The sequence below is a fragment of the Flavobacterium sp. N1994 genome (assembly GCF_025947145.1).
Lineage (GTDB): Bacteria > Bacteroidota > Bacteroidia > Flavobacteriales > Flavobacteriaceae > Flavobacterium.
Map to the genome: position 1 here is coordinate 2,909,412 of NZ_CP109999.1, position 14,415 is coordinate 2,923,826.

General features: G+C 34.7%; 12 protein-coding genes. 10 read left to right on the plus strand and 2 right to left on the minus strand.

Annotated features, from left to right (window positions below; translation table 11 throughout):
• Window positions 1-14 precede the first annotated feature (14 nt).
• The 5 genes from OLM53_RS13100 (at window position 15) to yidC (ending at window position 6,400) form a co-directional block, all read left to right on the plus strand.
• The gene (locus OLM53_RS13100; RefSeq protein ID WP_264520668.1) at window positions 15-2,069 is read left to right on the plus strand and encodes a LysM peptidoglycan-binding domain-containing protein; all 2,055 of its coding nucleotides are present in this window, start codon (window positions 15-17) and stop codon (window positions 2,067-2,069) included.
• On the plus strand, window positions 2,069-2,473 hold the full coding sequence (locus tag OLM53_RS13105; RefSeq protein ID WP_264520669.1) for an OsmC family protein: 405 nt from the start codon (window positions 2,069-2,071) through the stop codon (window positions 2,471-2,473). The genes OLM53_RS13100 and OLM53_RS13105 overlap by 1 nt, the downstream gene beginning before the upstream one ends.
• Window positions 2,474-2,514: 41 nt before the next feature.
• A complete protein-coding gene (locus tag OLM53_RS13110) occupies window positions 2,515-2,706 on the plus strand; it encodes a DUF3820 family protein (protein ID WP_413614246.1) in 192 nt (63 codons plus the stop codon).
• Between the two features lie 143 nt (window positions 2,707-2,849).
• Entirely contained in the window at window positions 2,850-4,463 is a 1,614-nt protein-coding gene (locus OLM53_RS13115) for a CTP synthase (RefSeq protein ID WP_264520671.1), read from the plus strand.
• 26 nt (window positions 4,464-4,489) lie between these two features.
• Window positions 4,490-6,400, plus strand: a complete 1,911-nt coding sequence (yidC, locus tag OLM53_RS13120; protein ID WP_264520672.1) for a membrane protein insertase YidC — start codon at window positions 4,490-4,492, stop codon at window positions 6,398-6,400.
• Between the two features lie 65 nt (window positions 6,401-6,465).
• On the opposite strand, the gene OLM53_RS13125 is transcribed toward yidC, so the two are convergent.
• Entirely contained in the window at window positions 6,466-7,449 is a 984-nt protein-coding gene (locus OLM53_RS13125; RefSeq protein WP_264520673.1) for a fasciclin domain-containing protein, read from the minus strand.
• A gap of 286 nt (window positions 7,450-7,735) precedes the next feature.
• On the opposite strand from OLM53_RS13125, the gene proC reads away from it, so the two are divergent.
• A complete protein-coding gene (gene proC, locus OLM53_RS13130) occupies window positions 7,736-8,533 on the plus strand; it encodes a pyrroline-5-carboxylate reductase (protein WP_264520674.1) in 798 nt (265 codons plus the stop codon).
• A gap of 49 nt (window positions 8,534-8,582) precedes the next feature.
• On the opposite strand, the gene OLM53_RS13135 is transcribed toward proC, so the two are convergent.
• Complete coding sequence (locus tag OLM53_RS13135; RefSeq protein WP_264520675.1) at window positions 8,583-9,158, minus strand: fasciclin domain-containing protein; 576 nt, start codon at window positions 9,156-9,158, stop codon at window positions 8,583-8,585.
• A gap of 268 nt (window positions 9,159-9,426) precedes the next feature.
• Between OLM53_RS13135 and OLM53_RS13140 the strand changes: the two genes are divergently transcribed.
• The 4 genes from OLM53_RS13140 to OLM53_RS13155 all read left to right on the plus strand — a co-directional run bounded on the left by OLM53_RS13140 (window position 9,427) and on the right by OLM53_RS13155 (window position 14,070).
• On the plus strand, window positions 9,427-10,188 hold the full coding sequence (locus OLM53_RS13140) for a toxin-antitoxin system YwqK family antitoxin (RefSeq protein ID WP_264520676.1): 762 nt from the start codon (window positions 9,427-9,429) through the stop codon (window positions 10,186-10,188).
• A 90-nt stretch (window positions 10,189-10,278) separates the two neighbouring features.
• Entirely contained in the window at window positions 10,279-11,466 is a 1,188-nt protein-coding gene (gene mnmA, locus OLM53_RS13145; protein ID WP_264520677.1) for a tRNA 2-thiouridine(34) synthase MnmA, read from the plus strand.
• Window positions 11,467-11,493: 27 nt separating this feature from the next.
• Complete coding sequence (locus tag OLM53_RS13150) at window positions 11,494-13,104, plus strand: S8 family serine peptidase (protein WP_264520678.1); 1,611 nt, start codon at window positions 11,494-11,496, stop codon at window positions 13,102-13,104.
• A 21-nt stretch (window positions 13,105-13,125) separates the two neighbouring features.
• Window positions 13,126-14,070, plus strand: coding sequence for an NAD(P)H-dependent flavin oxidoreductase (locus tag OLM53_RS13155; RefSeq protein ID WP_264520679.1), 945 nt, complete (start codon window positions 13,126-13,128; stop codon window positions 14,068-14,070).
• The last annotated feature ends 345 nt before the right edge of the window (window positions 14,071-14,415 follow it).

Below are 14,415 nucleotides of genomic sequence, written 5' to 3' on the forward strand. Positions count from 1 at the left end.
AAAATAATAAGTAAATGAAAAACCGCATTCTTTTTTCTATAGTTTTAACCGTATTTTCTTTTGTGTTTACGGTTGCTGCGAAGCAAGAAAAATATATTAAACATACTGTTGTTAAAGGGGAAACGATTACTATGATAGCCCAAAAATATAAGGTAACCCCTTATGATATTTACAAGCTAAACCCCGATTCTCAAAACGGTATTCAATTGGATAGTGTCTTACTAATTCCACCAACAGGTGAAGTAGTAGCTGCTCCAGCACCTAAAAGTACTCCGAGTACTCCTCAAAACACCAACCCAACTACACATTTAGTTCAGCCGAAAGAAACCATGTACAGTCTTTCCAAACAGTACAACATCACCATTGACGAACTAAAAGCAGCCAATGGAGACTTGCTAAAAGATGGTTTGAAGATTGGGCAGAATATTAAAATCCCTGCATCAGGAAGCGGTCAAAGTGTAGTGGTGGCAAAACCAGTTGAGGTAGAAAAACCAGTAGTAAAAGAAACTCCAAAAGTGGTAGCTCCAAAAGCAGAACCAAAACCGGTAATAGCACCAGCGGGAACTACCTATCATATCATTGAACCAAAAGAAACTAAATACGGCATCTCTAAAAAATACGGAATGACCATTGCCGAATTAGAGCGTCTAAACCCACAAATCGCTAACGATTTTCCAATAGGTCTTAAAATAGTAGTATCAGGAAATGCTCCAGCACCAGCGGTAGCAGAACCAACAAAGAAACTCGTGGCGGAAGCACCAGTAGTAACCAATACAGAAAGCACAAGCAGTACCAAAAAATACCTGGAAGAATATGTGGTGAAACCAAAAGAAACCGTAGCCAGTATTGCTGCCGATTATGGTATTTCTGAAAAGGAATTAATCTCCTTAAACCCCGAGTTAAAGAAGGGCGTAAAACTAGGGATGATTCTCAGAGTTCCCAAAGGACAGCGGAAAGAACCGGTCAGAAAGGAACAAGGAAATTTATCGAAATCAATCAACACTAATGCGAGAAAACAACTCGCATTACTTTTTCCATTTAATATCTCAAAACTAGAAAGCGATACCATTAACTCTACTCAAGCGCGTTTGAAGAAAGATAAATTCTTAAACTTGACTTTAGATTTTTACGCAGGCGCCCTAATGGCAATTGACTCGGCTAAAGTGTTAGGTTTAAATGTAGACATCAAAATTTTAGATTCACAAGAAACTAAAAACTCTTCCAATGTGGCGGCGTTAGTGCAACAAAACAACCTCCAAACGATGGATGCCATAGTAGGACCCTTTTACCAATCCAACGTAGAAAAACTAGCAGAATTGGTACAGTCAACTAAAACGCCTGTCATTTCACCATTGTCAAAAGAAGATGGGAAAAAGTATGCTAACTTATACCAATCAATGCCATTAAATGATGTCTTAAGAAGCTCTATTTTTAATTATATGAGATCGAAAGGCGGTAACATAGTAGCGGTAGTAGATAATAAAAAAGGAAGTATCAAACAGTACATTCAAACTGCACAAACCGCAGTTAAAATAGTGGGCTTGAGCGAAAAGGGAACTGTGGTTGCCGATAGTTTGAAAGCCGTATTTCAGAAAGACAAACTCAATTATGTAGTGCTCGCTTCCGAAAGTACCGGAATGATTTTAGCAACTACATCGGCTATGCTAGCAGCTCAAAAAGACTATCAAGTACAATTGGTTATTTTAGAGCCTAATGAAACGCTTGATTTTGAAGAAATATCCTTGACAAGGTTAACCAAACTAAAACTATTATACCCATCCCTTTCCAGACCAAACGAAAGCGATGAAGCCAATCAGTTTGATGCCAAGTATAAAAAAATCAATAAAATCTTGCCCAACCAATACGCCATCAGAGGCTTTGATGTAACCTTTGATACCTTACTAAGATTATCACAGGATAAAACGTTCGAAGAAACCGTACAAGCTTCTTCTTCTGAACAAATAGAAAACAAATTTGAATACGTAGCCAATGCTACTTACGGCTATTCCAACAACGGCATATACATTCTGTATTACGACACCGATTTAACGATAAAAGAAGCACTCTAATGAAAACATCTATTGTTAGGTATTTAGGCGAACTAAGAACATCGTCCATGCATTTACAATCGGGAACCGAAATCCTTACCGATGCACCCACCGATAATAATGGAAAAGGAGAAGCGTTCTCACCAACCGATATGGTGGCGAATTCTTTGGCCACTTGCATGATTACCATTATGGCTATCAAATCTAGAGACATGGATGTGGAATTAAAAGGCACCACCGCCGAAGTGCGCAAAGTCATGGCTGCTGAACCTAGAAGAATTTCGGAAATTCATGTTACTTTTCACATGAATTTAGAGGCTGATGATAAGACCAAAACTATTTTAGAAAGAGCTGCAATGACTTGCCCCGTGTTTTACAGTTTACACCCCGATATCAAAAAGGAAATAACCTTTAATTGGAAGTGAATTCGCAACAACAACTCCTTATAAAATTGGCTCATACTAAAATGCCTTTCGGTAAATATGAAGGGTATTACCTCATTGACTTACCCGAATACTATGTCGTTTGGTATAGCAATAAAGGGTTTCCTAAAGGACAACTCGGAGAGCAATTGCAATTGGTATACGAACTTAAATTAAATGGTTTAGAAGAATTGGTTCGTAACATAAAAAAGCAATATCCTAAGAAAGATTATTAGATTTATAGACTACTTAGATAAGTTAGATTATAGCCTATTGTTTTTTCTAAAAATCTAACGATTTAACAAACTAACAATCCAATTTAAATTGTATTTTTGCCTCGTTTTTTACAACAACTACAACACAACAACTACTAAATAAAATGAATCAAACAAAATACATTTTTGTTACTGGCGGTGTGACTTCTTCTTTAGGAAAAGGCATCATAGCTGCCTCTTTGGCCAAGTTACTACAGGCAAGAGGCTACCGAACGACCATTCAGAAATTTGACCCTTACATTAATGTAGATCCCGGCACTTTAAATCCATACGAACACGGAGAATGTTTCGTAACGGATGATGGAGCAGAAACAGACTTGGACCTAGGACATTACGAACGATTTTTAAATGTCCCTACTTCACAAGCGAATAACGTTACCACTGGAAGAGTTTATTTATCCGTAATCGAAAAGGAGCGAAGAGGAGAGTTTTTAGGTAAAACAGTTCAAGTAGTTCCCCATATTACCAATGAAATCAAAGAGCGCATGCAACTCCTAGGAAATTCAGGCGATTTTGATATTGTTATTACGGAAATTGGAGGGACGGTCGGAGATATTGAATCATTACCTTATATCGAATCAGTGCGTCAATTGGTTTGGGAATTAGGAGAAAGCAACGGAATTGTAATTCACTTAACATTGGTTCCTTATTTGGCTGCAGCCGGAGAATTAAAAACAAAACCAACCCAACACTCGGTAAAAACTTTGATGGAAAGCGGTATCAAAGCCGATATTTTAGTATGTAGAACCGAGCATGAACTATCCGATGAATTGCGTCAAAAACTGGCCTTGTTTTGCAATGTGAAAAGAGAAGCCGTAATTCAATCTATCGATGCTTTAACTATCTATGAAGTCCCTAATTTGATGTTAGAAGAAGGCTTAGATTTGGTTGCTTTAAAGAAATTAAACTTACCAAAGAAATCGGCTCCAGATTTAAAAAACTGGAATACTTTTTTACATAGATTAAAACATCCAAAGCAGACCGTTAATGTGGGCTTAGTTGGAAAATATGTGGAATTGCAAGATTCTTATAAATCTATTTTAGAGTCTTTTATTCATGCTGGTGCAGCTAATCAAACGAAAGTGAACGTGATTTCTATCCATTCCGAGTATTTGGATGCCAAAACGGCAGAAGAACAGCTTCAGGATTTAGATGGCATACTAGTTGCTCCAGGATTCGGCGGTCGTGGAATTGAAGGAAAGATTGATACCGTTAAGTATGCTCGTGAAAACAACATTCCCTTTTTCGGAATTTGTTTAGGAATGCAAATGGCGGTTATCGAATATGCAAGAAACGTTCTAGGACTTAAAGATGCGAATTCTACTGAGATGAATGAAGAAACCAAACATCCGGTAATTTCCATCATGGAAGATCAAAAAACAATTACAGATAAAGGGGGAACGATGCGTTTAGGTTCTTGGAAGTGTGATATCAATGGTGGCACATTGGCACACCAAATTTATGGAAAAGACCAAATAGAAGAACGTCATCGTCATCGTTACGAATTCAATAATGAATACAGAAAACAATTAGAAAGTGCAGGATTAGTTTGCTCTGGGATTAATCCAGAAACAGGATTGGTGGAGATAATAGAACTCAAAAACCATCCTTTTTTTATCGGGGTACAATACCATCCAGAATATAAAAGTACAGTTGCAAATCCACACCCAATTTTTGTTAGCTTTGTGGCCGCAATGGTCAAACATAAAAATAATTAAAAGATACTGACAAGTTCAGCGTTACTATGGAACAAAAGAAATTTGATTTTAATACAATTATAGGCTTTGGTCTAATATTCATCATCATCATGTGGATGATGTTTAACAACCAAAAAGAATCTCAAAAGGAACAAATAGCAAAAGCAAAAGCTACTAAAGATAGCATTCAAAAAGCAAAAACTTCGCTACCAAAACAAGCGTTAACAGCAGTGGTAGATTCGACAGCAACCGATTCAGTAGCTATTAAAAAGTTACAAGGAAGTTTAGGAAGTTTTGCTTATTCGGCAACCTTACCTTCTGCCAAAGAAAATGTAACCACATTAGAAAATGAAGTAGTGAAACTAAAAATCTCCAACAAAGGAGGGAATATAGTAGAAGCCACTTTAAAGGAATTTGAAAAATACGCTAAAGGTTCTGGGCAATTAGTGGAATTAGTAAAAAACAATAATGCTAGTCTTAATCTACAATTACAAACCAAAGACAACCGAGTTTTAAATACGAAAGACTTATTCTTTGAACCAACACTAACTAAAGTTGGTAACGATCAAGTGTTGTCAATGAAATTGAAAGCGGGAGCTAATGCCTTTTTAGAATACAAATATGTATTAAAACCAAAAGAGTATATGCTTGGTTTTGATCTTCGTTCTCAAGGGTTAAATGGGGTTTTAAATACCACCAAACCATTAGATTTAGAATGGGATTTAAAAGCCTATTGTAATGAAAAAAGTATAGCTTATGAAAACCGATATGCTGAGATTTATTTTGAGCACAAAGACGGAAAAGTAAGTTATGTAAGTCAAGGTACAGCCAAAGAAGAATTGCCAGAGAAAGCCACTTTTGTAGCGTATAAACAACACTTCTTTTCTTCTATTTTGTTATTCAATGCTCCAATTGAAAATGCAAAACTTTATTCTACCGATTTAGTAGTGGATAAAACTAAAGACACGATTTTTACTAAACAATTTAAATCCACTTTACCGTTAGCATTTAAAAATGGCGAGTTAGATTATAAAATGAATTGGTATTATGGTCCCACAGATTATAAAACATTAAAAGCCTACGATAAGAACTTAGATAAAATCATTCCGTTAGGCTGGGGGATTTTCGGTTGGATAAACCGCTTTATTTTCATTCCGTTATTTGGATTTTTAGGGTCATTTATTCCTTATGGAATTGCGATTATTTTGTTTACCATTTTAATCAAAATTGCCATGTCGCCTATTACTTTTAAATCCTTTTTGTCACAAGCCAAAATGAAAGTATTGCGTCCTGAGATTATGGAACTTGGAGAAAAATTCAAAAAAGATCCAATGAAGAAACAACAGGAAACTATGAAGCTATATAGCAAAGCCGGAGTAAATCCGATGGCGGGTTGTATTCCTGCCTTGATTCAAATTCCGTTTATGTATGCTTCGTTCCAGTTCTTCCCATCGGCATTTGAGTTGCGTCAAAAGAGTTTCTTGTGGGCCAATGACTTGTCGTCTTTTGATGCTGTAATTACTTGGAAACAAAATATTCCAATCATTTCGGCTGTATATGGCAACCACATTAGTTTGTTTCCTATTTTGGCGGCTATTGCAATTTTCTTCTATATGAAAATGACTTCAGGAGATCAGGCGATGGCACAACCACAACAAGAAGGAATGCCAGATATGACTAAAATCATGAAGATGATGATTTACATTTCGCCAGTTATGATGTTGTTATTCTTCAATAGTTATGGTTCTGGATTGAGTTTGTATAACTTTATCTCTAACTTAATTACTATTGGAATCATGTTGGTGATTAAGAAGTATTTTATCAACAGCGAAAAAATACATGCTCAAATTCAAGAGAATAAGACTAAGCCAAAATCTGAAAGTAAGTTCCAAAAGAAAATGAGAGAAATGATGGAACAAGCCGAAGCTCAAAAGCAATTGCAAAATAAAAAGAAATAACATTTCTTAAACCAATAAAAAAAGCGCAGTGTAACTGCGCTTTTCTTTTTTATAGCAATTTAAAATTATAAAACGGGCTGTAAAACTTTGTTAATAGCATGTATAACACCATTTGAACATTGGATATCGGCTTGGTAAACTCTTGATAAGTTATTTGCTGTATCTTTAATATCTACCGTTCCTGTTCCAAGAATAACAGTTACGTTCTGAACTGGACTTGTGAACATACCAACAACTTGATTATTTGTTAATTGGCTTGAACGAACATTTCCAGCTGTTGTAACATGGTATTGTAATACTTTAGTAACTTGAGCTGCAGTTGCGCCATTAGCAAAACCACCTGTTCCTAAAGCTGTAGCAAAGGCCGCATTGTTTGGAGCAAAAAGGGTTGCCGGAGTGGCTGCTGTTAATCCAGATAATGCTGCTAAAACGGCACTTTGATCTGCACTAGTTACCACTGTTTGAAGAGTCTCAAAATCTGGATTAGCAACTACATGATCAACAACAGTTGGGATAGCGATTACTTTATTCACAATATGGATTACGCCATTACTTGCATCAACATCTGCAGTAGTAACTTTTACACCTGTTGTTGCAGTTCCGCCGTTTATAAATACGTCTGAACCCACCTTTTGAACAAACATGCTTATGGTAGGTGAAGTAGGAGTTGTATTTATCGGAGATAATGTAGAAACATATCCAGCGGCTGGTACAGCAGTACTTTTAATTTCACTACCAATAACATGATTTAGTAAAATGTTTTTCAAAACAGTTACATCTACATTATCAACAGTTACACCAGACCCAAGTGAAGCAAAAAAGGTCTGAAAAGCTGTATTGGTTGGAGCAAAGACAGTATATTGTCCTCCTCCGTTTAAGGTAGCTGTTAATCCAGTTCGGTTTAACGCTGTTACTAAAGTTGAAAATTGAGCATCTGCTGATGCGATACCAACAATTGTTTGTTGGGTTGGTGAACTGTCACTGCTACTACAAGAGAAAATGGTAAGAGACAATAACGCCATTCCGATAAATTTTGTTAATTTTTTCATAGCGTTTTTATTTAAAGTTTTAACAAAGCTAAATACTTTTTGTTTAACAAAAAAAGAAAAAAGTTAAACGAAGTAAGGTTTAATAAAAAATTAACAGTATTGTTTAATCAGTTCTTATAATCACATTACTAGGGATTTACTATGATTATTGGCTTTGAATTAATTTATCTATTTTCTAATTTGATAAGAAAGTTAAACAGAAATAGTCTCAATTTAAATTTGTAAATAATTATAAGTAGATAGTTATAAATAAATTACTTTTGGAAAAATTAATTATTTACTTAATATGAAAGTACTTATTATTGGTTACGGAAATATGGGTAAAACCTATGCTAATAGTTTTATTGGTTCTCGTTTTATAAAGCCGGAAGACATTCATGTTTTGGTTAGAAATGATTTTTCAGAGGCGGAAACAATAATTCCAAAGGATAATTTTGAAACAATTCCAACAACAACTATTGGCAATTTTGATATTGTCATATTAGCAGTTAAGCCACAAGATTTTGGATCTTTAGCGCAAACTATCAAACCTTATTTAAAAGATAGTCAGATCATTTTTTCAGTTATGGCTGGAATTACTATCTCAAAAATAGCCAAAGAGTTGCCTTGTACTAAAATTGTACGTTCTATGCCCAATATTCCAACGCAAATAGGAATGGGAATGACTGTTTTTACAGCCTCGGCTAATGTGGATAGAAAGGAATTGTTTATCATTCAAAACTTAATTAATACCACAGGAAAATCAGTGTATGTTGAGAATGAAAAACTAATAGATGCCGCTACAGCTATTTCAGGAAGTGGACCAGCTTATGTTTTCTACTTCATGCAATCTATGATTAAAGCTGCAATTGATTTAGGATTTAATGAATCAGAAGCGGAATTGCTAGTGAACCAAACCTTTATGGGTTCAGTAGCAATACAAAATAGTTATTCCTTATCCAATGAAGAATGGATAGCCAAAGTCGCTTCAAAAGGAGGGACAACGGAAAGAGCTTTACAGACTTTTGAAAAAGGAAATTTAGAGAAAACAATAATAGACGGAGTTAAAGCTGCTAATGACAGGGCTTTAGAATTAGGTTCATAAAAAAAGCTTCCAATTTTGGAAGCTTTTTTTAATTTTTTGGTACAATATTTTATAAACCTGCAGGAATTAATACTGCATCAATAGTATGTATAACACCGTTAGTACATTTTACATCTCTTGCAGTAACGTTTGCTGAAGATGGGGTAGTAGTATTATTTCCAATAAAAGAAATGAAATTTGGTTGTCCTGGGTATGTTGCAGGATTAGCACTGTCGACTGGAATGATAGATACTGTAAGAGGTTGCTCAAACAAAGTACTAACACTTTGGTCATTGCTTAATGAAGTTGAAAGCACACTTGAACTAACAACATGATACTTAAGTACTTTTGCCAATAGGCCTGGGTAATCAGCTTCAAGAGTCGCCAAGTCTGGTTCGCTAAAAGCAGATAATACAGCATCAAATGCAGCATCGTCAGGTGCTAAAACAGTATAATCTCCAGCGTTATCAAAAGTTGATGTTAATCCTGTAATATCTAAGGCTTCAACAAACGAACTTAACTGTGGTGTTGCTCTCGCTATTTCTCCAATTGAAGATTTTTTCAAAGCAGTGTTTCCTTCATCTGAACAAGAAAAAGCTACAAATGCCAATAAAATAATTGCAGCGTTTTTAATTGATTTTTTCATATTGTTTTTGTTTTATGTTAGCACAAATCTAAAATATTTTTGTTTAACAAAAAATAAAAAATTCAAGAAATTAAATTTTATAAAAAAAACAGACATTTTGTTTGGTCTATGAATCACAGAAATAGGCTGTTTGTATTCACTTTTTAGTCATTTATTTTTTCGGATTGGTATTTGTTTGAACAGAAAAGTTTTGATTAAAATAATTTTTTACACTGTTTTACGTTATGAGTAAAGAACTATTTTTGTTGAGCCAGAAAAAATAAAAAATATGAAATACATAATTGTACTATTGTTAACCTCAATTTCGGTGTGCGCACAGGATTTTAATAAACTAGATGAGGCAGGTAAGAAGCATGGCATTTGGAAAGGGATATATAAAGAATCAAACCGACCTAGATATGAAGGAACTTTTGACCACGGAAAAGAAGTGGGGATATTTAAATTTTTTGATGATACCAAAGCAGGAACTGTAATTGCGACGAGAGAATTTAATGCAAAAGATGGTTCATGCTATACTATTTTTTACAATCAAAATAAAAATAAAGTAAGCGAAGGAAAAGTAATCAACAAACAATTTGATGGTGAATGGAAATATTATCACGAGGATTTGCCAACAATAATGACGCAAGAATTCTATAAAAATGGAAAACTTGAAGGTATTAGAAAAGTCTTTTATCAAAGCGGGAAAATAGCTGAAGAAACTAGTTACAAAAATGGAATTAAAGAAGGTAAATATAAAAGTTACGCTGAAAATGGAATTGTTCTTGAAGAAAGTATTTATAAAAATGGTGAGTATGATGGGTTAGCCATTTTTAAAGATCCTAACAACCAAATTGTGGGACAAGGACTTTATAAAGAAGGAAAGAAAGTAGGGATGTGGAAAGTTCTCGTGAAAGGAAAACTGAAAGAAGTTAACATGAACTATCAAAACAAGAATTTCAAAAGACCTATTATGCCTAATCAGTCAGATGTTAAGATTGAAATTAAGCCTGAAGAGAAACCAGAAGATATGCCATCAATGAAGAAATAAGTTTTCTCTACGACTGAATTACTTTAACTGATATTAGAGTACAAAACTATACAGAATTTGCGGTAACTTTGTCGCAAATTTTTTTTTACAATGAAACGAGTTGTTGTTGGACTGTCCGGAGGAGTTGATTCGAGTGTCGCTGCTTATTTATTAAAAGAACAAGGCTATGAAGTCATTGGGCTTTTTATGAAAAATTGGCATGATGATTCGGTTACGATTTCCAACGAATGTCCATGGTTAGAAGACAGTAATGATGCACTTCTCGTGGCTGAAAAATTGGGGATTCCTTTTCAAACAGTTGATTTAAGCGAACAATACAAAGAAAAAATCGTAGACTATATGTTCAAAGAATACGAGCAAGGAAGAACACCAAATCCTGATGTATTGTGCAATCGCGAAATTAAGTTTGATGTTTTCATGAAAATTGCTTTAAGTCTGGGTGCCGATTATGTAGCCACTGGACATTATTGCCGAAAAGGAGAAATAAACGTTGATGGTAAACCAGTTTATCAATTATTAGCTGGAAAAGATGACAACAAAGATCAATCCTATTTCTTATGTCAATTATCACAAGAACAGTTAGCGAAGTCGTTATTTCCCATCGGAGAATTAAAAAAATCTGAAGTACGAGAAATTGCCACACAATTAGATTTGGTTACTGCTGAAAAAAAGGATTCTCAGGGACTCTGCTTTATTGGTAAAGTTCGTTTACCTGAATTTTTGCAACAACAATTAAAACCCAAAGAAGGTTTGATTTATGAAATCGACGCTACTAATCCAATATACAATCAGCCAAAACCTGAGTTTCATTCTTTAGAAGAGCAATTGGTTTTTGAAGCCAAAGGAATTGTCTATACACCAGAAAATGGTAAGGTGGTTGGCAAACATCAGGGCGCCCATTATTTTACCATAGGTCAGCGGAAAGGATTAAATGTCGGCGGAACAAAAGAAGCACTTTTCATTATGGCTACTGATGTAAAATCGAATTCGATATACACTGGACAAGGGGCTAATCATCCTGGTTTGTTCAAAAAAACATTACAGGTACAACCTTCAGAAATTCATTGGATAAGAGAAGATTTGAAATTGAAAAATGGAGAATCTTTAGAAGTAATGGCTCGCATTCGCTACCGACAAGCTTTGCAAAAAGCCACTTTATATCAATTTGAAAGTGGTTTGTATGTTTCCTTTGACGAACCGCAATCCGCTATTACTGAAGGGCAATTTGTAGCTTGGAATATTGGTGAAGAATTAGTTGGTTCTGGAGTAATTTCATAAATTAGCACTTTCCCAAATGCGAAAGTGATGAAAAATTATTTCCTTTTAGTATTTTTTCTTTTTAGTTGTTATGGCTTTTCTCAGGAAGATGCCTGGGTGTACTTTAATGATAAACCAAATGCTCAAGCTTTCTTTGATAATCCATTATCCGAGTTGTCACAAAGAGCTTTAGATAGGAGAGCACTTCAAAATATTTCTTTAAGCACCAATGACGCTCCTATAGAACAATCCTATATTGATGCGATTTCATCAGTTATAGGTATAGAAGTTAAAGCGAAGTCCAAGTGGTTAAATTGTCTCCACATCCGTGGAAGCGTTAGTGATATTCAAGCATTGACCAATTTACCTTTTGTTAATCATGTGCACTTTGCCGATCCATCTTTGAATGCTAGAATGGTTGCTCATCAATCATTCAAAGCTGTAAATAAACAACTCAACGTACAAGATGTTTTTAACTACGGCAATTCTGCTAATCAAATTCAAATGCTTAATGTAGACTTATTGCATCAGGCTAATTATACTGGTTCCGGAAAAATAATAGCCGTTTTAGATTCTGGTTTTACGGCGGTGAATACTATAATTCCTTTTAACAGGTTTTTTAATCATGGTCAATATTTGGGTGGCTATAATTATGTAGCAGGTAATACTGATGTTTTTTCAACACACAATCACGGAACCATGACTTTATCTTGTATGACAGGTTATGTTGATGGGCAATTAGTAGGAACAGCTCCTGATGCTCAATATTATTTATTCATTACAGAAGATGTGGGTGGAGAAAATCCAGTAGAAGAAAGTTATTGGGTAGAAGCAGCTGAACAAGCCGATAGAATTGGAGCTGACATCATTTCAACTTCTTTAGGTTATTTTGAATATGATAATCTAAATTACAGTCATACTTATGAGGAGATGACTGGGGATGTTGCTTTTGCATCTCAAGGTGCTAATATTGCTTTTAGCAAAGGAATGGTTGTAGTAGCTAGTGCAGGAAATTCAGGAACAAGTGATAATCCTCATATCGGGGTTCCAGCAGAAGCTACTAATGTTTTAGCAGTTGGAGCCGTTCAGTTTGATAGAACTTATGCCTCTTTTAGTTCTATCGGGCCAAGCTTTGACGGCAGAGTTAAACCAGATGTCATGGCAAAAGGGTTAAGTGCTACTCTTTCTAATACTAATGGGGAAATAGTTACTGCGAGCGGGACTTCATTTGCCTGTCCAATAATGGCGGGAGCTATTGCAAGTTTTTGGCAAGCGGTTCCGGGTTTAACCAATCAGCAAGTGATAGATTATGTAAAGCAATCAGCCGATAGATTCACAAATCCGAATGACCAATATGGTTATGGAATTCCAGACTTTCAATTGGCTTTAAATAATGCTCAGCTTTCTGTAAATGATATTACAAAAGGACGTTTTTTAGTATATCCAAATCCAGTTCATGATCAGTTGATTTTTTTATTTCCAAATGATTTTGAGGAAGCCTCGGTTAGTTTTTATACTGCTTTGGGGCAGTTGTTGATTGAGAAAAAAATTCAAAATTCTGATGCTACCATTTCTATGTCCGATTTAAACTCGGGAATTTATTTCTATACAATTAAAAGCGATTCCTTTACACAAACTGGAAAAGTCGTTAAAAATTAATACTGAAAACTTTCTGTCTGCATGAATAAAATTACCCAACTTTTCAATATAAAATATCCAATTATTCAAGGAGGAATGATATGGAATAGTGGTTATAAATTAGCAAGTGGAGTAAGTAATGCAGGTGGTCTTGGGTTGATAGGTGCTGGTTCTATGTATCCAGATGTCTTGCGTGAGCATATTCAAAAATGTAAAAAAGCTACTGATAAACCTTTTGGAGTGAATGTCCCAATGTTGTATCCTAATATTGAAGAAATTATTCAAATCATTATTGAGGAAGAAGTAAAAATTGTTTTCACTTCTGCTGGAAATCCAAAAACATGGACTAGTTATTTAAAAGAAAGGGGAATTATCGTTGTGCATGTTGTGAGTAGTTCCAAATTTGCTTTAAAAGCACAAGAAGCTGGAGTTGATGCTATTGTTGCCGAAGGTTTTGAAGCTGGTGGGCATAATGGAAGAGAGGAAACCACAACTTTTGCATTGATTCCGATGGTTAAAGAACAGATTAGTATTCCACTAATTGCAGCTGGCGGTATTGCAAATGGTAAAGGAATGTTGGCAGCTATGGTACTTGGCGCTGATGGAGTTCAGATGGGCTCTCGATTTGCGGCATCACATGAAAGTTCCTCACATGAAAATTTCAAGAAAACAATTCTAAATGTAAAAGAGGGCGACACTCAATTAACCTTAAAAGAATTAGCTCCAGTCCGACTAATAAAAAATAAATTTTATAATGATATTCAAGAGCTTTACTCCAAATGTCCAACATCAGAAGATTTAAAAATACTTTTAGGCAGAGCAAGAGCTAAGAAAGGAATGTTTGAAGGAGATTTAATAGAAGGAGAGTTGGAAATAGGACAAATTGCGGGCCTAATTCATGAGATTAAGCCTGTAAAAGATATTATTGAAGAAATCATCCTTGATTTCAATACTACTCTTGGTAAGGCTCAGAATCTTTCTTTTTAAATCAATTCTTTTTTTTTTGTATTTGGCCGATAGAAATCTGCATTTAATCGTTATTTTTTACTAATTTGTAATGTGTGTTATTAACATTACTATTTTTTTATTGTAAGAAAAAAATATTAATAACTTTTTTTATTTTTCATAAGTTGTTTTAATTCAGTTAGATATAATGTAGATATTTAAATATCACAATGTTAATAATGTTGATGATTTTGTTTATAACATTTTAATAACCTAAATACCATAATTATTTTTATGAGTAATATAGTAGAAGCGTTTTTTGCTTAGGTGTATACTGTTTAAATGTCAGTTTTATTTATTTTTAATAAGTAATTAGGATTATTAGTA

Coding starts and splice junctions, on each gene's coding strand:
- OLM53_RS13150 (WP_264520678.1), top strand. CDS start 11,494: ATGAAAAATTATTTCCTTTTAGTATTTTTTCTTTTTAGTTGTTATGGC.
- OLM53_RS13100 (WP_264520668.1), top strand. CDS start 15: ATGAAAAACCGCATTCTTTTTTCTATAGTTTTAACCGTATTTTCTTTT.
- yidC (WP_264520672.1), top strand. CDS start 4,490: ATGGAACAAAAGAAATTTGATTTTAATACAATTATAGGCTTTGGTCTA.
- OLM53_RS13105 (WP_264520669.1), top strand. CDS start 2,069: ATGAAAACATCTATTGTTAGGTATTTAGGCGAACTAAGAACATCGTCC.
- OLM53_RS13135 (WP_264520675.1), bottom strand. CDS start 9,158: ATGAAAAAATCAATTAAAAACGCTGCAATTATTTTATTGGCATTTGTA.
- OLM53_RS13115 (WP_264520671.1), top strand. CDS start 2,850: ATGAATCAAACAAAATACATTTTTGTTACTGGCGGTGTGACTTCTTCT.
- mnmA (WP_264520677.1), top strand. CDS start 10,279: ATGAAACGAGTTGTTGTTGGACTGTCCGGAGGAGTTGATTCGAGTGTC.
- OLM53_RS13140 (WP_264520676.1), top strand. CDS start 9,427: ATGAAATACATAATTGTACTATTGTTAACCTCAATTTCGGTGTGCGCA.
- proC (WP_264520674.1), top strand. CDS start 7,736: ATGAAAGTACTTATTATTGGTTACGGAAATATGGGTAAAACCTATGCT.
- OLM53_RS13110 (WP_413614246.1), top strand. CDS start 2,515: ATGCCTTTCGGTAAATATGAAGGGTATTACCTCATTGACTTACCCGAA.
- OLM53_RS13155 (WP_264520679.1), top strand. CDS start 13,126: ATGAATAAAATTACCCAACTTTTCAATATAAAATATCCAATTATTCAA.
- OLM53_RS13125 (WP_264520673.1), bottom strand. CDS start 7,449: ATGAAAAAATTAACAAAATTTATCGGAATGGCGTTATTGTCTCTTACC.